This window comes from Paenibacillus sp. FSL W8-0439 (genome assembly GCF_038008995.1).
GTDB lineage: Bacteria > Bacillota > Bacilli > Paenibacillales > Paenibacillaceae > Paenibacillus > Paenibacillus polymyxa.
Window position 1 is genome coordinate 2,206,909 of record NZ_JBBPAK010000001.1, and the last position, 18,037, is coordinate 2,224,945.

Consider the following 18,037-nt stretch of genomic DNA (forward strand, 5'->3'; position numbering starts at 1 on the left):
TTGACAAAGCGAGAACGATTACGAAATAATTGGAGCATCCGAGGATTGCATGGTGCTAAAATAACGCTTTCCGAAATTGGGCATACGTAGAAGCGAGCCTGAAAGCACCATGCTATACTGCCATACTAGAGGGGAGCTCCGTTACATAATGCTGATAAAAAAGGTTACCTGGCTTGAACTCTTTTATGATTTATTGTTTGTAGCAGCTGTGTCCAAGGCAACTCATGTTTTACTACATGTTGAGCATGGTAGTGTTGGTTGGCATAATTTAGAGAAGTTTATTTTGATTTTTATTCCGATCTGGTGGGCATGGGTGGGGCAAACAGTCTATAACAATCGTTTTGGTCAAGACAGTATAACGCATCGAATTTTTATGATTTTGCAATTATTTTTTGTGTTAATCATGACTGCTAGCCTTAATATAGATTTTGATGCGTATTATGTATCTTTTTTTGTTGGCTATATTGGCTTAAGAGGTTTGACTGTCGTTCAATATTTACTTTCGGCCCCCAAGGAAGCGGCTCATAAACAGGAAACAGCTCGTTTTTTTGGAACCTATCTTTGGGTTGGGATAGTCATCTCTAGCTTCTCCCTTTTCTTCGACTCGTGGGTACGATATTTGATTTTATATACTGGTATTGCTGTTGATATCCTCGTTCCATTAATCGGTCGTAAAAAATTGGTGATCACACCTATCCATACAGAGCATCTGTTGGAGCGTTTTGCACAGTTCACCTTAATCCTGCTTGGAGAATCAGTGATAAGTATACTTTCTGTTTTACAATCCGATCATTTCACGATCTCTTCCATTGGTTTTGCTGCTTTGACATTTGTATTGGTCATCGCAATCTGGTGGCAATATTTTGAGAATATAGAGAAGCGCGTAGACAAATCCAAACAAACAGCAGGACAGACTATTATCTATGGTCATTTGTTTATTTATCTTTCTCTTAGCATGCTTGCGGCTTCCATACAGCTCTTATTTTTAGGGCAAGCAGCCTATACTTTTGTGCTTTGCTTTACTTTTGCTTCTGTTTTTATTTATTTTTTGTCAGTTTTGCTGGTATTCCATCAGTACAGATTGAGTCATCTTAAACCTCGTCTCAGAGTCATTCTTTTCTTAACTGGAATCCTCTGTGCGCTGTTTATTCTGAATTTATTTATTGTAGTTCCTCATCTCATCGTAGCTGAGATCATGCTTTTCTTTCTTCTGTTTGCAAAAATGACGGTTTGATCCCAGTTTTATATGGACGATATGTATGGCTGGTTAGGGCGAAAAAGGGAACTTTATGCACTATCCTTTTCTTTCTTGTCGAAATAGGAGTATAATAGCATAGATGTGTAAAGTATTGTATAGAGAAAAAGGAGTGACCACACGATGACTAAAATCGTACCTGTCGGCGTTTCCGCCCGTCATATTCACCTGACTCAAGAGCATATTGAAATCTTGTTCGGAGCAGGCTATCAATTGACTGAATTTAAACCTTTGTCCCAACCAGGACAATTTGCCGCAAATGAAACGGTAGCTGTAATTGGTCCTAAAGGCCAATTTGATAAGGTTCGCATTTTGGGACCAGCTCGTCCAGCTTCCCAACTGGAAATCTCTCGCACAGATTCCTTTGCTATTGGTGTAAAGGCACCTGTACGCGAATCCGGTAGCATTGATGGTACACCAGGAATCACAGTGAAAGGACCAGCCGGAGAAGTGGAACTGCAAGAAGGCGTTATCGTAGCAGCCCGCCATATCCATTTCCATACATCCGATGCAGCTAAATGGGACATTAAGGACAAGCAGTTGCTGAAAGTACGTGTTGGCGGCGAACGTGGCCTTGTATTTGAAAATGTTCTTGCACGTGTGTCCGATTCTTTTGCTTTGGATATGCATATTGACACGGATGAAGCGAACGGAGCCGGTGTGAAAAACGGTGACACTGCTGAAATCGTAGACTAATACACGTATTGAATACACAAGTTGTAAAAGTCCGATTCTTGCAAAAGAGTCGGGCTTTTTTTATATACTATAAATACACCAATGCTCACCTTATACATAAAAAACTTTGTGCATCACACTGCATCTGATTCGTATCCGGGGATGATCTATGGCTATGACCTATAAATCATGCTATAATTTAGTGTAATGCCTTTTTCAAAGGTTTTTTTGGAGCATAAAATAAAATAACCAACTGCCTAAAGATACAGTAAATCACAAATTAGCTCGTGAAATAGATGGTGTAAGGAGTGACCAGCGAATGGCTAAGGAAACAAAAGATTACTCCAAATATTTTGATTTCTCGGATGCGAAGATTATTTCTGAAGATGAGCATAGCAAAAAGATTCGTATTCGCGGACGTGAAATCAACATTATGGCGGAGCCGAACCATAGAAAAGAAAAGCAGCGTGGTAAAGAGGACGTACAGGTATTGTATGATAACGCAGTCCCGGATGAGCTAAAGCATATCGGTGAGGGCAAGCATTATATCGTATATACATTCGGTTGCCAGATGAATGAGCATGATTCCGAAACAATCAAAGGTTTGCTGGAGCAAATGGGCTACCAGGCAACCGAGGATCGGAAGGAAGCAGACATCATTTTACTGAACACCTGCGCTATCCGTGAAAATGCGGAAGATAAAGTGTTTGGTGAGCTGGGTCACCTCAAGCATCTCAAAACAGAAAAGCCAGGACTTTTGCTCGGAGTGTGTGGCTGCATGTCGCAGGAAGAGAATGTCGTGAACCGCATTATGCAAAAACATGGTTTTGTCGATATGATCTTTGGTACCCATAATATTCACCGTTTGCCTCAGCTCGTTAAGGAAGCACTCTTTAGCAAAGAAATGGTGGTCGAAGTGTGGTCCAAGGAGGGCGACATTATCGAAAACCTGCCGAAGAAGCGCGAGGGTATGCGGGCTTGGGTAAACATCATGTACGGCTGTGATAAGTTTTGCACCTATTGCATCGTTCCCTTCACACGTGGTAAGGAAAGAAGTCGCCGACCAGAGGATGTTATTGCTGAGGTGCGGGATTTGGCCCGTCAAGGATTTAAAGAGATTACCTTGTTGGGTCAGAATGTCAATGCCTATGGCAAGGATTTGAAGGATATGAATTACAGATTCGGAGATCTGATGGATGATATGCGCAAAATCAATATTCCGCGTGTACGTTTTACGACCTCTCATCCGCGTGACTTTGACGACCATTTGGTTGAAGTCCTTGGTAAGGGTGGCAATCTGGTGGAGCATATTCATTTGCCTGTACAATCCGGTAATACGGATATATTGAAGAAAATGAACCGAAAATATACTCGTGAGCGTGTTCTGGAACTGGCCGCGAAGATAAAAGCAGCTGTTCCGCATGCTTCTCTGACAACAGATATTATCGTCGGTTTCCCGGGTGAAACAGACGAACAGTTCGAAGATACTCTATCTTTGGTGCGTGAAGTGGGCTATGACTTTGCCTACACATTTATTTATTCACCACGTGAAGGCACACCAGCGGCTTCGATGGAAGATAATGTGCCTATGTCGGTAAAAAAAGAGCGTCTCCGGCGTCTGAACATTGCTGTGAATCAAAACAGCCTTCGCTTTAATAGTCGATTGCGTGGCGAAGTGGTGGAAGTGCTGGTGGAAGGCGAGAGCAAAAATGACAGCAACGTGCTTGCTGGTCGGACTCGTTCCAATAAGCTGGTTCATTTTGAAGGATCGAAGGATCTGATTGGTTCCTTTGTCCAAGTTAAAATTACAGAACCTATGACCTTCTACATTAAAGGTGACTTGGTTCAAACGCCAGTAGCGGTTAACGGATAAAAAGAATAGTCTAGCGGGCTGCATGCGGTTTGAATAAAAGGCTGCGTGCAAGACCATCTAAGTGAGAAAAGGAGCGATGGACAATGACAGAGGAGCGGTTGCAACAAACAGAACTTCAATCGGCGGCGCGCCAGCATGATCATTTGGTCAATCGCGATATGATATTGGCAAAGGCCAAAGAGTTGGCGGGTATTCTGGGCAGCAGTGAGGAAGTACAGGTGTTCCGGAAAGCAGAAGAAAAGATTCAGGATCATGAGCGCATCCAGCAACTGATTGCAACGATGAAGAAGAAGCAAAAGGAAATTGTAGCATTTGAATCTTTAAAGAATCAAAAAATGATTGCTAAAATAGAGGCTGAACTTCAGGAGCTACAGGAAGAGCTTGACGGTATTCCAATTGTAACAGAGTTTCAGCAGAGCCAGGTGGAAATTAATGAGCTACTGCAAATGGTGATCACGGCCATCCGTGATACGGTTGCTGAAAAGGTGAACGTAGAAGAGGGGAAGGTCACTTCCTCCTCTAATTGCAGTGACTAGAATAAGATTTGTGGTGTGGAGGCTTAGCTTCCACGCCTTTTTTTCGGAAGCAATTAGTCATCGTATATGTTCATGGGACATCAAGAAAATTGCGACAGCATAGAAGGGATGGAAGAGAGGGAATGGACAAGTTGCGTAAGATGCTAGAAGGTGAAGATAATACCTTTTGGGAGTATTTAGGATGTGAGCTGATCACAGCTGATGCTAACGAGGCACATATCGCTTTGGAGGCCAAACAACATCATACCAATGTGATGGGGATTGTACATGGGGGGGTGCTCACTTCATTGATGGATCAGGCGATGGGGATGGTCAGTATGGCTTCAAGAAATATGGATCCATGTGTAACAACGAACCTGAATGTTCATTTTTTGTCAGCCATGGGACAAGGACGACTGGACGTTAAAGCACGGATTATTCATCAGGGAGGCCGCACTATAACCACCGAGGCAGAAGTAAGGGATAGCGAAGGTACACTCGGTTGTACAGCTACAGCAACGTTCCGAGTGTTGCGTCAACAAGCAAGTGAATCAGGCAAGGCCTAACGCTTGACAAAAATTTTTATTATGTCATAATGAATTTATCAAAACGATATAATATGGTGATGCCAATGGATAGCAATCGTATAAACGAAGAGGCGCAGAAGGCGTCTTATAACATTAAGAAATACCGTACCCCGGATGGTGCTCCGGCGGATATCGTAATGTTTACTTTAACGAAGCGTGAGCGCAAGACGGTAACAAAGACATTGCCGATTCGTGAGCTGAAAGTGATGCTCATCAAGCGCCGGAGTTGGCCGTTTGCGGGACGCTGGGCGTTGCCTGGAGGGTTTTGTCAAGAAGATGAATCCATATATGGAGCGGCCAAGCGGGAACTGTTAGAGGAAACTGGTGTAGACGGCGGGCATCTGGAGTATTTGGGCGTATATAGTGGACCAGGCCGTGATCCGCGCGGGTGGATCATATCGCATGCTTTTTTTGCGCTGGTAGAGGAATGGATGCTAGAGCAACGGCAGGCGGCTGATGATGCTTCTGAGGTCGGGTTATTTACGATCAGAGAAGCGTTGGAGGAATTGGAGCTGGCGTTCGATCACCGGGATATCATAGTCGATGCTTATCGCAAGATTCAGTTGCAGATGCTTCAGACAACGATAGCCAAGCAGTTTTTACCGCCACATTTTACACTGGGTGAATTGTATCAGGTGATTCAGAGCGTCGTACCGGATTTCGAAGAGCCGAATTTTATTCGCAAAATAACATCGACTCGTAGCAGACAGGGAATACTGGAAGAGGTTCGGGATGAGAACGGTAAACCGCTGAGTTCCAATCAATATTCACAAAGACCGGCCCAGTTGTATCGCTTTAGTGATAGAGTACCGCGTTTATCTATCTATACGTAACGTTTAATGGTATAGATTACGCATAGAGCGTACAATCTCACTTTGAGGATAAGGAGCTGACTGTACGATGAAAGCACTGATTGTTATTGATTACACGAAAGATTTTGTGGATGGTAGTCTGCCTGTGGGGCAACCCGCGATTGAGCTGGATGAACGGATCACAGCCATCACGCAGGCCTATGTAGAGCAAGGGGACTTTGTTGTCATGGCTGTTGATTTACATGAGGAGAATGACCCTTATCACCCGGAGAGTAAGCTGTTTCCTCCACATAATATACGTGGAACCGATGGACGACAATTGTATGGTAAGCTTCATAGCCTATATGAGCAACAAAGTGATCGTATCTACTGGTTGGATAAAACACGGTACAGTGCTTTTGCTGGTACAGATCTGGAACTCAGGTTGCGCGAACGCGGGATTCTGGAAGTACATCTGATTGGTGTGTGTACAGATATTTGTGTGCTGCATACGGCTGTAGATGCTTATAACAAAGGTTTTGCTATTACCGTATATAAGGACGCTGTGGCGAGCTTTAATCAGGCGGGACATGACTGGGCTTTGGGCCATTTTGAGGGAAGTCTTGGAGCCACGGTATGGTCGGCTGAAGATACGCTTTTGCGCCAGAAGAAGTAAAATAACTGAATGATTGTGCACCAATGTCCGATAACAAAATGGAGTCGGATATTGCTGAATCTGGGCAGATAAGACGGTATGCCGTCACCAAGCCAGGGACCAGGGACAGTCAGAGAGGATGATACGATGAAGTCAACGAGCCTCGCATTACATACAGATAAATATCAGATTAATATGATGTACGCCCATTGGGTGAACGGAAGTCACCAACGTAAAGCTGTGTTCGAGGCGTATTTTCGTAAGCTCCCTTTCGGTAATGGATATGCCGTGTTCGCTGGTCTGGAACGCATTGTGAATTACATCTCAAATTTGCGGTTTACAGAAGAGGACATTCGCTATCTGTCAGAGCAGGAGGAAAAGTACGATCCCATGTTCATGGAGGCATTGCGCCAGTTTAAGTTTGGCGGAACGGTCCATTCGATGAAAGAAGGGGCGCTTGTTTTTCCAAATGAGCCTCTGGTCCGTGTTGAAGGAACAATTATGGAAACGCAGCTTGTCGAGACGGCGTTGTTGAATTTTATGAATTACCAGACACTCATTGCGACAAAAGCATCGCGTATCAAGCAGGTGGCCAGTGACGATACACTGCTCGAATTTGGTACACGGCGTGCGCAGGAGGCAGATGCAGCCATTTGGGGAGCGCGTGCAGCTTATGTTGCAGGTTTCGATGCGACTTCTAATATGCTGGCAGGCGAACATTTTGGGATTCCGACAAAAGGAACACATGCCCATTCATGGGTACAAACCTTTATGACGGAGCAAGAGGCGTTTGACGTGTATGCGAAGGTTTTGCCAGATCAGGTTACATTGCTGGTAGATACCTTTGACACGCTGGAGAGCGGTGTTCCTCATGCGATTCGGACAGCAAAGATGCTGGAGAGTCAAGGCAAGCGTATGAATGCCATCCGTTTGGATAGCGGTGATTTGGCTTATCTATCTATTCAGGCCCGGGAAATGCTGGATGCCGAAGGTTTGGATTACGTACAAATTGTTGCTTCCAACGATTTGGATGAAAATACGATTTTCAATCTAAAAGCCCAAGGTGCACGTATTGATGTATGGGGTGTAGGAACACAGCTGATTACGGCTTCAGATCAACCTTCATTAGGCGGAGTGTACAAGCTGGTTGAGCGGGAAGTAGACGGTGAAATGCTGCCGACGATTAAGATCTCGGGTAACCCGGAAAAAGTATCTACACCAGGCAAAAAGGATGTATACCGCATTGTGGATAAGAAGAAAGGGAGAGCTGTAGCTGATTACATTTCTTTCCCGGATGAAGAACGTCCGCGCAATGGTAAGCGCCTGAAGCTGTTTAACCCTTTGCATCCATATATGAAGAAGTATGTTGAAAATTACGAAGCTGTACCGATGCTTGAACCTATTTTTATAAATGGACAGAAGGTATACGAGCTTCCCGAACTGGATGAAATTCGTGCCTATCATGCTTCACAGTTGAAACTGTTTTGGCCAGAATATTTGCGGAAGCTGAATCCTGAAATTTATCGTGTTAATCTTAGCGAGAAGGTATGGGAGCTGAAGCAAAAGCTGATTGATAGCTACATGCAGCCCGAAGTTGAAGAAAAAGAATAATGTGAAAAGGCACCTCATTCATATGGGGTGCCTTTTTGTGTCGGCGCATGTGTGGAATAAGAGCTTATTTATAAATTTCTCTCATCACATGTCGCAGTTCAGGGACAATAATGCGTTCCATTGCCAAACGAACGGCTCCGCGGGAGCCAGGCATAGAAAACACAGCTGTCTGGCCCACAGTACCCGCTACAGCCCGGCTTAATATAGCTGCTGATCCAATGTCCTCAGCAAAGCTTAAGTAACGGAAGATTTCACCAAAGCCAGGTAGTTCCTTATCCAGTAAAGAGGAGATGGCTTCATATGTAGTATCACGCGGAGAAATGCCAGTACCACCTGTTAAAAGTACAGCCTCGATGTCCTCATGTGCTGCAGCTTCGGTTACCAACTGTCGGATACCCTCATAGTCGTCTTTGACGATAACATATCGAACAACCTTATATCCATTCGTTTCTAGTAGTTCCTTGAGCAGTCGGCCCCCAGTATCGGTTTCCATGGTTCGTGTATCAGAGACGGTCACGACCATGCAGTTAACCTGCTGCGGAGACTCCCGTCGGTGCTCCTCTACAGATGTTATGTTCATTACAATGTTCACTCCTTGATTCATGGTTAAGCATATTCTTTTTTTACAATAGAGGAAGGACCGACTGGATGCAAGTCAGAAACGAGGGATAAAAAGTTATGTGATTAATATCCTTGCGCTTGCACCTTGGAATATAGTACACTTCCTTACATAAGTCGGGATTTTCTGGGTTTATTTTGTTGAAAGCGCGAACATCAATTGATTAATTTCAAGGCTCAGCGGGTAATAGTACAGCAGGATCAACAACTGGGAGGTAATGTATTATGAATCATTCATACCAAAAATGCGTGGATGCTTGCCTGGAATGTATGAACGCTTGCAATGTATGCTATGTAGCAAGTTTGAAGGAATATGATTTAGCTATGCTGCGTGAATGTATTCGAGTGAGTAGGGAATGCGCAGAGATATGTGGGTTTGCTGCTCAAATGTTGCAGCGCGGAACGGATTTTGCCGAGGAAATCTGTGAGCTATGCGCCAAAGCCTGTGAGGTATGTGCTGCTGAATGCAGCAAGCATTCCCATAATCATTGCAAACATTGTGCAGAGGCCTGCCGTCATTGTGTTGAGGCTTGTCGCCAATTGGTGGCAGTGTAATTACATATACAGAACTAGTCCCTGAAGAGGGAATAAAAGGTTGCTTTCTACTAAATAGGTTTGTATAATGGTGGGAATTAACGTCAAGGAACGGGAGAGTAGCAACGGAACCGTATCATTACAGCGAGCCGGAAGAGGTGGAAGCCGGTATGAAATCCGATGTGAAGCGCACCCGGGAGACGGTTGATCCAACGATAAGAACTTCTAGTAGATCAACCCGGCTGACACCGTTATTTGTCAATGGAGTGAAATCGCGATTTGTGTAAGCTAGCTTTATCTACACAACCGATTTACAAAGAGTGGTACCGCGGGGATATCGAAGTTCTCGTCTCTTGATTATATCAAGAGGCGAGGGCTTTTTTTTTGTTAGATCCTATAAAAAGAAGGAGAGAGGAACATGTTGTTGATGATTGCTACCCAAGCTATTTTAGCTCATACGGGCTTGGAGGAGAAAGAAGTTTTATCTTTATTCGAGGTGCCTCCGCAGCCTGAATGGGGAGATGTGGCGTTTCCCTGTTTTGTGCTGGCTAAGAAATTTCGAAAGTCTCCACAGCATATTGCAATGGAATTGGCAGAGCTAGTAAGCCATGAAGCGGGTCTAACCGCTACAGCATCGGGTGCCTATGTAAATATTACATTGGATCGATCTGTTCATATTCCACCGATGCTTGCTGAATTGAGCAAGACTGAGTTTCTGAATCCCAATATTGGGCATGGACAGCGAGTAGTAATTGATATGTCCTCGCCCAATATTGCCAAACCATTTGGTATCGGTCATCTTCGCTCTACTGTTATCGGTGCCGCCTTGTATCGCATACTTGGTGAAACCGGATATGTACCGATTAGTGTGAATCATCTAGGGGATTGGGGGACACAATTTGGCAAGCAAATTGCGGCCTATAAAAGATGGGGCAATGAAGAGCAGCTACAACAGGATCCGATCGGGGAATCATTGAAGCTATATGTCCGTTTTCATCAGGAGGCTGAGCATGACCCGTCTTTGGAGGATGAAGGCCGCGAGTGGTTCCGACGTTTGGAGCACGGGGATACTGAGGCTCAACAACTATGGGAGTTTTTTGTTGAAGTCAGTCTGGGTGAATTTGATCGTATGTACCAACGTCTTAACATTTCGTTTGACCATGTGTTGGGGGAAAGCTTTTACAATGATAAGATGCAGGCAGTTGTTGCCCAATTAAGAGCAAAAGGATTGCTGGAGGAAAGTGATGGGGCACTTGTGGTTCGTCTGGAAGACGAGCAGCTACCGCCGTGTCTTATTTTGAAGAAGGATGGGACTACCATTTATCCCACCCGTGATCTGGCAACAGCGATTTATCGTCATGAAGTGATGAAGGCTGATCGGCTGTTGTATGTCGTTGGCGGGGAACAGAAGTTACATTTCCAACAGGTATTTGCGGTGCTCAAGCATGCAGGGGAGGCATGGGCAGAGCAATGTGAGCATGTACCGTTTGGTTTAATGCGTTTTGCAGGCAAAAAAATGTCCACAAGACGCGGCAAGGTGGTGAAACTGGAGGAAGTGCTGGATGAAGCTGTAGCGCGTGCTCAAGCCATTATTACGGAGAAGAATCCCAATTTGCTGGAACAAGAGGCAATAGCAGAAGATGTCGGCATCGGAGCGATTATTTTTGGCGATTTAAAAAATAACCGTCTGAATGAAGTGGATTTTTCGTTGGAGGAGGCATTGACCTTCGAAGGTGAGACTGGCCCTTATGTGCAGTATACCCATGCGCGTATACGCAGCCTTCTGGAGAAAGCTCGCGCTCGCGCTGAGGTTGATTCTAATTCCAGTGACAACGTCCTTGGTCAAGAAGGGCATTCTCCTGAATGGAATATCGTTTCGGATGAAATGCTGGGTGACGCAGGCTGGACCTTGCTTAAGCAGTTGGATCGCTATCACGGGCAGCTGATACGTGCTGCTCAGCAACTGGAACCTTCGGTTATTGCTAGATTTGCATTGGATACAGCACAGGCGTTCAACCGTTTTTATGCTAAGGAAAGGATTGTCGATGGTGGACAGTGGCGCATTCAGTTGGCGGAACAGACTGCAGATAAGCTGGCAAGTACACTGCGACTTCTTGGACTGAAAGCCCCTAACCGGATGTAAGCTACCACAAGTGGGTATTTTTGTTAGGTTCACTGCTGCTTTTGCTAGCTAAAATTACTGCGAATTAGCTCTTTTCTCTAAAAGGCGCTGCAAAAGGAAAACTATCATAGACACTTTTGGGTTTGCATGGAGATGGTGAGCAGAAAAGAGCAAGACGGGTTACACTAATCGCAGGGTATTCCAATGTTTTGCAACCAATTTGTGCATATTTGAAACATTTGATGGTTTTATTGCGTCCGTAAGTATAGAAGCAAAGTAAACATGGAGGTGTATCTCATGATCAAAAATAAAAGCGTGGCAGCTGCGCTGCTTGTCGTCTGTTCATTGGCTGTGGCTACGTCGGCTTCTGCCTTTCGTGATATAAAGGGACCTGAGCAGGAGAAGATCGTAAGTTCACTTCAGAACAAAGGAATTATTCAAGGGATAACCAAGGATAAGTTTGCACCGGATCAAACGCTCACGTATGCACAAGGAGTACACTTGGTTGTTCGGGCGATGGATCTTCAGGTTATGCCTGATTTTACAACGGGCTCCTTTGCAAACATTCCGACTTCCGCATGGTATGCCGATTCCTATCGGATTGCAGTCCAGCACCAAATCCCTCTGTCACCGGATATTGATCCAAGTACCCGCATGACTAGGGAGCAATTCGCGAATATTCTGTATAAAGCAGTGAGTGCAACGGGGGAATATCCAACGGTCCGTATGCTTATTAACATAGCAGATGGCAAAAAATTAGACCAAGAGTCGAACGAAGCAGTTCAATTTCTTTTGTTGACCAAAATTGCAACATTGGATGAAAAGAGTAACTTTAACCCGGATCGTAAAGTAACGCGGATGGAGGCAGCAGAAATGGTCTATCATGCATCCGAGTTTGTACAAAATCATAAACCGGTGCAAGCCACTCCGGAAAATCCAGCTGAGCCTGTAGATTCAGATCAACAAACCAATATTAGCATGAGCATACAGAAGGCGAATGACCAGCAGAACAAAGTAACCATCACTCGTCTTCAGGCACCTAATCCAGGTTACGGTATTGAAGTGGATCACATCGACTACGTAGATGATACGAATGCGGTCATTTACTACAAGCTGACGAGTCCAAAACCAGGGGAAATGAACATTCAAGTCATTACAGATACCCACACCAGTACATTGATAGATAGTAAGTATAAGGTTACGCTCAAAGCAGTCGATGGAACAATGCTTCCTCCCACAGGTACAGGCACGTCTGTAGCTAAATAAAACGACAAGATATGTCATATATAAAATAAAGCCAGCGAGTCCCCAATATGAATGGAGACCGCTGGCTTTTTCATGCTAAATATTAATTGTTAGCCCCAGGCTCTAGTATTATTTAAGCTTTAAATGCGACTTTACCTGTAAGCAAGTCATTTTGCGCAGAAGGTGTAGCTGAGGAAGACGCAGATTCTGCTGCAACCGTTCCTGACTGAAGTTGATACATTTGGAAGTAACGGCCGCCTTGGGCCATAAGCTCGTCATGGCTACCCCGTTCAACAATTTCACCCCGATGCAGCACCAAAATTTGGTCTGCACTACGAATGGTGGACAAACGGTGGGCAATGATAAAGGTCGTACGTCCCTTTTTGAGCACTTCAAGAGCAGATTGGATGAGCGCTTCCGTTTCGGTATCAATATTGGCGGTAGCTTCATCCAGAATTAAAATGGCCGGATCAAAGGCTAACGCGCGAGCGAAAGAAATAAGCTGACGTTGCCCGGCGGATAAGGTGCTGCCTTTTTCAATAACAGGCTCATCAAATCCTTGGGGCAAATGGGCTAGCAGTTTGTCGGCTCCAACGTCATTCAGCGCTTTATTCACCTGCTCTCTCGTAATTCTACTATCTCCGAGACTGACATTAGAGGCTACCGTACCTGTGAACAAATATGGGTCTTGAAGCACAATACCCATATGATGGCGAAGCCATTGCTTAGGAATACTTTTGACAGGCGTTCCGTCAATGGTGATCGTTCCTTTTTGCGGATCATAGAACCGGAATAGCAGGTTGATAATCGAGCTCTTACCTGATCCGGTATGCCCGACAAGAGCAACCGTTTGGCCGGGCTGTGCTGTAAAGGAAATATGCTTAAGCACATCATCCTTTTTGTAGGCAAAGGAAACATCATTAAATTCTACCTGGCCTTTGTAACGCGGCATCGTACCATCTGTCACCGGCTCTCCAGTTTCGTCCATCAATTCAAATACGCGTCCTGAGGATACGATGGAAGTATCCAGTACGGCGAGCTGGTTGACCATCCCCGTTATAGGTTGGAACAATCGACCCAGCACATCGACGAAGGCATACAATACCCCTAGTGATATCGCACTACCTGTAGTACCAAGCGCCGCAGATCCAAAATACCACAACACGACAGCGAAGGCGAGGTTTCTCAACACGTTGACCAAATTGTGCGAAGTAAAAGCGTTCAAATTCAGCATTTTATTCTGATGCTTCATATAGTCATCATTTAACTCTTCAAACTCTTGCTGTGTTTGTTTCTGATGCCTGAATACACGAATAATGGACATCCCCTGAATGGATTCATTAATAATCGCATTAATCTCGCTGAGCCTGGATCGGATGATCGTGTTATAGCGGGTTGCAACCTTGCGGTACAATACAATCCATAAGATCAGCAACGGTACAATAAATAGAGAGATAAGACCCAGTCTGAAATCCAGTAGAAAGAGTGCCACATATACCCCTGTCATCGTTACAATCCCTGAAGTGAAGTTTGAGAGTACAGCCACAAACAAATCTTTGACTGCCTCCGTGTCATTCGTAACACGGGATACGACCTTGCCTGCGGGTAAGTTATCAAAAAAGTAAACTGGCAAGCGCTGAATGTGTGCATAGAGATCAAGCCGAAGCTTCTGAATGACTTTGTTCGCCGAGGATTGCAGCCAGTATGTTTTGCCGAACTCGGCAAAAATCGAAACGACTAAAAAGAAGCAATACCACCCAATCAGCTGAAAAATGCCGGGCATTTCCGGTTTGTAAAAGCTATACAGCTCATCAGCCGTTAGAGCCTTAGCTTTATAATGAAAGGTGTCGGAGCCGCGTGTCACGGTCAGCGTACCGTTCGTAAAGGATCGGTTACCATCCGCTACCTGGACGGAACCATCGACAAATACAAAAGATCTGCCGACTTGTAAAATCCTCGCTTCGCGCCCTTTGGTCTCCCCGGCCTCAAAGCGATCTTCACGTTTAAAATGGGTTCCAGCATAACTTATAGTGCCGTCCACACTAGTCGTTTCATAAAATGGTTTTTCAATAGCGAGCATGTGGTCGTCAATCATCGTTTTGGCGATGAAGGGACCGGCCAGCTCAGCGGCTACTCCAATAGCCAGGGCGATGAGAGCGGCAATAAAACCCGCTTTGCTCGTCAGTGCATACTGGAACAGCCTTTTGCCGATATTGGGTTTCATTAGGATACCTCCCCTGAGGTCAGATCAGATTCCACTTGTTGCCGTTCATATTGTTGTCGGTACCATCCGTCAGCTTGAAGCAGCTCATTGTGGGTTCCTTCCTCAATAATACGTCCTTGCTCCAGCACGACGATCCGATCTGCATGCTCTACAGCCGATAGACGGTGGGTGGAGATCAAGGTTGTTTTACCCGAGCGTTTATGACGGATATTGTCAATAATACGTGCTTCCGTGCGGGCATCTACTGCTGATAGTGCATCGTCGAGTACTAGAATATCCGGATCACCGATAAAGGCGCGCGCAAGCGAAACGCGCTGCTTCTGACCGCCGGACAGGGCGATGCCTTTTTCTCCGACGAGTGTATCCAGCCCATCGGACAGGGTTCCCAGATCCTGATCAAAGGCGGCCGTACGAATCGCTTCCATGATGTAATCATCATCGGCCCCAGGCTTTCCGAACTGAATGTTCTCGCGCACCGATTTGGAGAACAAAATTTGTTCTTGCGGCACGTAGCCAATCCAGCTGTGTAATTGTTCCGCTGCAATATCCTCCAGCCGAGTGCCGGAGATTAAAATATCACCACTGCCAGTCGGATATTCATGCAATAGCTGTTTGAGCAAAGTGGATTTTCCACTGCCCGTTCGACCGACGACACCTAGTGTTTCTCCACGTTTGAGCTCCAGATTAACATGTGACAGATTGTCAACCGTGGAGGTAGGATAACGAAAAGTCACGTCTTTCATAGTGATGGATTCGGGATGATCCACTGGAACAGGTTGGGCTACATCCTGAACGTCTGGCTGGACATCGAGAGTTTCATTGACCCGGTCCAGGGAAGCGCTACCGCGCTGCATAATGTTAATCAGTTCGCCAATGGCAAACATCGGCCAAATCATCATTCCTAGATACATGTTAAAAGATACCAGTTCGCCTAGCGTGATATCGTTATGAAATACCAGATAAATACCATACCCAAGTCCGATAACGTAACTAAGTCCTACACATAAACGGATTGTTGGTTCAAAGAGAGCATCCATTCGGGCCACTGCCAAGTTTTTACGAAACACATCCTCAGTAATATCGGCAAAACGTTTTTCGTCCATTCGTTCTTGCACATAAGCCCGAATGACACGGATACCAGCCACCGACTCCAGCACCTGGTCGTTCATATCGCCAAATGCATCTTGTGCTAGTGTGTAACGCTCATGTACGGCTTTACCGTAAATACTCATGGCCAGCGCAATAAAAGGAAGGGGCAGAATGGCCGCCAGTGTTAGCTTCCAGCTAATCAGGGTGCCCATGGCAACCAATACAACGGTAAGGTAGACAGTGGAGTCCGTTAATGTCAACATACCGAAGCCTGCTGTACTTGCGACAGATCGAAGATCATTCGTGGCACGAGCCATCAGATCGCCTGTACGATTGCGTTCAAAAAATGGAGGGGTCATCCGCAGCAGATGATTCATAAAACGTGTGCGCAATAGGCGCTCCACCAGATTAGCACCACCAAACAGCTTGTGCATCCATATGTACGTAATGTAGTAGATGACGGCAAGAATGCCTATGATGTACAAAATATAACGCCAAAGCGAGGACCAGGAAATCGAACCGCGTACAATCTCATCAATGGCGCTGCCTAGCAGCCGAGGTGGAGCAAGCTCTAAAACGCCAACCGCAATCAGCAAAAACAATCCAATGGCGTATCGGCTTCGTTCTCTTTTAAAAAACCAGCCTAAATTTTTGAGTACTGAGAACAAGAGGAATCCCATCCTTTCATGTCAAGTTCATTCGAGAGTTGTGTACCATTTTGAAGAAACAACAGCGGCTTGCTGCCACAAGTACGATTCGGCAACAGGCGCAAAAAAGGCATACCGTCCACAGACGATATGCCTTAAATCTCAATATCATATGGCGTGCAGGTATTTTCAGCACACTCACCACTGAAAAACTGCTCAAACGCAGGCAGCCACTCGTATTAAACCATACAACAGAAATGGCCCAATTCTAAAGGATGCGACAGGGGAGATGCTCCGGTATGAAGTTGTTTTGTTTGTAGATGTGGGTGAAATACAATCATAAATTTTAGCACCGGAAACACTCCTTTCTTCCTCAAAATGGGGTTATTCTTACATGAGTTATCGTTCAAATTGGTAATAAATTTCAAAATGGATCTCGTATGGTTGAATCTTAACACCCTTTTTTACGAATTGTCAAACCTTTTTCAAAAAAATGTATATGACTTGTCCAGGAAGCCGCATGGGGAGAGACGGTTGGTCGTTATTCCAAAAGATGCTATGATATAGTTAACAGGACGTCATTGTACAAGGAGATGAGCATAACGCATGAGCATACAGGTAACTGAACCTGCGGCACAGTGGTACATTAAGGAGCTCGGTTTGAATCGTGGAGATTCCATCCGTTTTTTTGTTCGCTATAGTTCCGGCGGTGGGTTGCATCCAGGCTTTTCTCTGGGAATTGCCGTAGAGCCTCCGCAGCACCCTGCATTACAGCATGAAGCGGCTGGCATTACGTTTTATATGGAGGACCAGGATTACTGGTATCTGAAGGGCCATCATCTGGAAGTTAAGTATTTGGAGGAACATGACGACATTATTTACACCTATGAAAAGGATGAACAAGCTTAATGCCTCCACGTTAAAAATAGCATGCCAGTAATGGTTTATGGACATGAAAAGCGGCGGAGTATCGTGTGGCAGGGGATGAACCTGCACATGATACTCCGCCGCTTTATTGTGGTTAGGGCAGGATGCCGCATTGTTAAGGGTTGTTAAACATCGGACCATCGACTGCAAAATCAAAATCATCAATATCGTACACATGTACAGGTACGGAAGCTTCGATAATGCGGTGAATCCAGTCCAGTTGATCAGTCAGGATGGGTAATGCTTCACGCTGAGCTGTCAACACCAGTTCGGTTTCAATCGGATCAAAATATTCTCCGTAATGCGCCGTATCAACAGCATTAATGACAATGAGTGATGTATTGGCATCGAATAGGATTGGCAAGCTTTTCGCCCAAGGCATCTGAAGGGCACGCCGAATTTTTTTCTGATTCAACGGTTCTTCAAAATAACTGATCAGCTCACTTACCTTTCGCTTCACATGTTGATCATCCATAGGGTTATCCATGAGAGGCTCTGTACTGTCCTGGAATTCGTACAGCTCTAGCAGTGATGTGTAAGGCACTATATATTCCACAGGGGCGGGAGATGTAAGCAGCTGGCCGTATATAGCCACCATTACAGCTTCCGTTACAAATTGTCGAGACATCGGTCAAGCCTCCTGCATTTACCAAATTATGCGATTTGAGT

17 protein-coding genes and 1 other annotated feature are annotated in these 18,037 nt (G+C 45.2%); of the genes, 13 read left to right on the forward strand and 4 right to left on the reverse strand.

Annotated features, from left to right (window positions below):
* Positions 1-148: 148 nt before the first annotated feature.
* From MKX36_RS09785 to MKX36_RS09820, 8 genes are all read left to right on the forward strand, one after another.
* Complete coding sequence (locus tag MKX36_RS09785; RefSeq protein WP_117289506.1) at positions 149-1,234, forward strand: low temperature requirement protein A; 1,086 nt, start codon at positions 149-151, stop codon at positions 1,232-1,234.
* Positions 1,235-1,378: 144 nt separating this feature from the next.
* Positions 1,379-1,951, forward strand: a complete 573-nt coding sequence (gene pduL, locus MKX36_RS09790; RefSeq protein WP_016821010.1) for a phosphate propanoyltransferase — start codon at positions 1,379-1,381, stop codon at positions 1,949-1,951.
* Positions 1,952-2,249: 298 nt separating this feature from the next.
* Positions 2,250-3,803, forward strand: coding sequence for a tRNA (N6-isopentenyl adenosine(37)-C2)-methylthiotransferase MiaB (gene miaB, locus MKX36_RS09795; protein ID WP_019687016.1), 1,554 nt, complete (start codon positions 2,250-2,252; stop codon positions 3,801-3,803).
* Positions 3,804-3,886: 83 nt separating this feature from the next.
* Positions 3,887-4,339: a RicAFT regulatory complex protein RicA family protein gene (locus MKX36_RS09800; protein WP_016821012.1), complete on the forward strand. Its 453-nt coding sequence runs from the start codon at positions 3,887-3,889 to the stop codon at positions 4,337-4,339.
* Positions 4,340-4,461: 122 nt separating this feature from the next.
* Entirely contained in the window at positions 4,462-4,884 is a 423-nt protein-coding gene (locus MKX36_RS09805; protein WP_340864576.1) for a PaaI family thioesterase, read from the forward strand.
* Between the two features lie 65 nt (positions 4,885-4,949).
* Positions 4,950-5,738, forward strand: a complete 789-nt coding sequence (locus MKX36_RS09810) for an NUDIX domain-containing protein (RefSeq protein WP_013370763.1) — start codon at positions 4,950-4,952, stop codon at positions 5,736-5,738.
* 67 nt (positions 5,739-5,805) lie between these two features.
* Entirely contained in the window at positions 5,806-6,372 is a 567-nt protein-coding gene (locus MKX36_RS09815) for a cysteine hydrolase family protein (RefSeq protein ID WP_017427958.1), read from the forward strand.
* 126 nt (positions 6,373-6,498) lie between these two features.
* A complete protein-coding gene (locus MKX36_RS09820) occupies positions 6,499-7,962 on the forward strand; it encodes a nicotinate phosphoribosyltransferase (protein ID WP_019687018.1) in 1,464 nt (487 codons plus the stop codon).
* A gap of 64 nt (positions 7,963-8,026) precedes the next feature.
* Here MKX36_RS09820 and MKX36_RS09825 read toward each other — a convergent pair whose 3' ends face one another.
* The gene (locus MKX36_RS09825; RefSeq protein WP_016821016.1) at positions 8,027-8,542 is read right to left on the reverse strand and encodes a MogA/MoaB family molybdenum cofactor biosynthesis protein; all 516 of its coding nucleotides are present in this window, start codon (positions 8,540-8,542) and stop codon (positions 8,027-8,029) included.
* 263 nt (positions 8,543-8,805) lie between these two features.
* Between MKX36_RS09825 and MKX36_RS09830 the strand changes: the two genes are divergently transcribed.
* The 3 genes from MKX36_RS09830 to MKX36_RS09840 all read left to right on the forward strand — a co-directional run bounded on the left by MKX36_RS09830 (position 8,806) and on the right by MKX36_RS09840 (position 12,502).
* On the forward strand, positions 8,806-9,135 hold the full coding sequence (locus tag MKX36_RS09830; protein ID WP_016821017.1) for a four-helix bundle copper-binding protein: 330 nt from the start codon (positions 8,806-8,808) through the stop codon (positions 9,133-9,135).
* 77 nt (positions 9,136-9,212) lie between these two features.
* Positions 9,213-9,471, forward strand: a binding site (T-box leader).
* A 61-nt stretch (positions 9,472-9,532) separates the two neighbouring features.
* Positions 9,533-11,257, forward strand: coding sequence for an arginine--tRNA ligase (gene argS, locus MKX36_RS09835; protein ID WP_340864577.1), 1,725 nt, complete (start codon positions 9,533-9,535; stop codon positions 11,255-11,257).
* Positions 11,258-11,533: 276 nt separating this feature from the next.
* A complete protein-coding gene (locus tag MKX36_RS09840; protein WP_340864578.1) occupies positions 11,534-12,502 on the forward strand; it encodes an S-layer homology domain-containing protein in 969 nt (322 codons plus the stop codon).
* A 112-nt stretch (positions 12,503-12,614) separates the two neighbouring features.
* Here the strand turns inward: MKX36_RS09840 and MKX36_RS09845 are convergent, their stop codons facing one another.
* Both MKX36_RS09845 and MKX36_RS09850 read right to left on the reverse strand, forming a co-directional pair.
* A complete protein-coding gene (locus MKX36_RS09845) occupies positions 12,615-14,705 on the reverse strand; it encodes an ABC transporter ATP-binding protein (RefSeq protein ID WP_340864579.1) in 2,091 nt (696 codons plus the stop codon).
* Positions 14,705-16,462 (reverse strand): ABC transporter ATP-binding protein, encoded by a 1,758-nt coding sequence (locus tag MKX36_RS09850; protein ID WP_025364676.1) that lies wholly within the window; start codon positions 16,460-16,462, stop codon positions 14,705-14,707. The genes MKX36_RS09845 and MKX36_RS09850 overlap by 1 nt, the downstream gene beginning before the upstream one ends.
* A 50-nt stretch (positions 16,463-16,512) precedes the next feature.
* On the opposite strand from MKX36_RS09850, the gene MKX36_RS09855 reads away from it, so the two are divergent.
* The gene (locus tag MKX36_RS09855) at positions 16,513-16,713 is read left to right on the forward strand and encodes a hypothetical protein (protein ID WP_340864580.1); all 201 of its coding nucleotides are present in this window, start codon (positions 16,513-16,515) and stop codon (positions 16,711-16,713) included.
* Positions 16,714-17,047: 334 nt separating this feature from the next.
* Positions 17,048-17,350 (forward strand): HesB/YadR/YfhF family protein, encoded by a 303-nt coding sequence (locus MKX36_RS09860; protein WP_016821022.1) that lies wholly within the window; start codon positions 17,048-17,050, stop codon positions 17,348-17,350.
* Between the two features lie 133 nt (positions 17,351-17,483).
* Here MKX36_RS09860 and MKX36_RS09865 read toward each other — a convergent pair whose 3' ends face one another.
* Positions 17,484-17,996, reverse strand: coding sequence for a hypothetical protein (locus tag MKX36_RS09865; protein WP_013370774.1), 513 nt, complete (start codon positions 17,994-17,996; stop codon positions 17,484-17,486).
* Between the last annotated feature and the right edge of the window lie 41 nt (positions 17,997-18,037).

Bases quoted from the DNA above. Each gene is read 5' to 3' on its own strand.
- MKX36_RS09785 (WP_117289506.1), top strand. From the start codon at position 149: ATGCTGATAAAAAAGGTTACCTGGCTTGAACTCTTTTATGATTTATTG.
- pduL (WP_016821010.1), top strand. From the start codon at position 1,379: ATGACTAAAATCGTACCTGTCGGCGTTTCCGCCCGTCATATTCACCTG.
- miaB (WP_019687016.1), top strand. From the start codon at position 2,250: ATGGCTAAGGAAACAAAAGATTACTCCAAATATTTTGATTTCTCGGAT.
- MKX36_RS09800 (WP_016821012.1), top strand. From the start codon at position 3,887: ATGACAGAGGAGCGGTTGCAACAAACAGAACTTCAATCGGCGGCGCGC.
- MKX36_RS09805 (WP_340864576.1), top strand. From the start codon at position 4,462: ATGGACAAGTTGCGTAAGATGCTAGAAGGTGAAGATAATACCTTTTGG.
- MKX36_RS09810 (WP_013370763.1), top strand. From the start codon at position 4,950: ATGGATAGCAATCGTATAAACGAAGAGGCGCAGAAGGCGTCTTATAAC.
- MKX36_RS09815 (WP_017427958.1), top strand. From the start codon at position 5,806: ATGAAAGCACTGATTGTTATTGATTACACGAAAGATTTTGTGGATGGT.
- MKX36_RS09820 (WP_019687018.1), top strand. From the start codon at position 6,499: ATGAAGTCAACGAGCCTCGCATTACATACAGATAAATATCAGATTAAT.
- MKX36_RS09825 (WP_016821016.1), bottom strand. From the start codon at position 8,542: ATGAACATAACATCTGTAGAGGAGCACCGACGGGAGTCTCCGCAGCAG.
- MKX36_RS09830 (WP_016821017.1), top strand. From the start codon at position 8,806: ATGAATCATTCATACCAAAAATGCGTGGATGCTTGCCTGGAATGTATG.
- argS (WP_340864577.1), top strand. From the start codon at position 9,533: ATGTTGTTGATGATTGCTACCCAAGCTATTTTAGCTCATACGGGCTTG.
- MKX36_RS09840 (WP_340864578.1), top strand. From the start codon at position 11,534: ATGATCAAAAATAAAAGCGTGGCAGCTGCGCTGCTTGTCGTCTGTTCA.
- MKX36_RS09845 (WP_340864579.1), bottom strand. From the start codon at position 14,705: ATGAAACCCAATATCGGCAAAAGGCTGTTCCAGTATGCACTGACGAGC.
- MKX36_RS09860 (WP_016821022.1), top strand. From the start codon at position 17,048: ATGAGCATACAGGTAACTGAACCTGCGGCACAGTGGTACATTAAGGAG.
- MKX36_RS09865 (WP_013370774.1), bottom strand. From the start codon at position 17,996: ATGTCTCGACAATTTGTAACGGAAGCTGTAATGGTGGCTATATACGGC.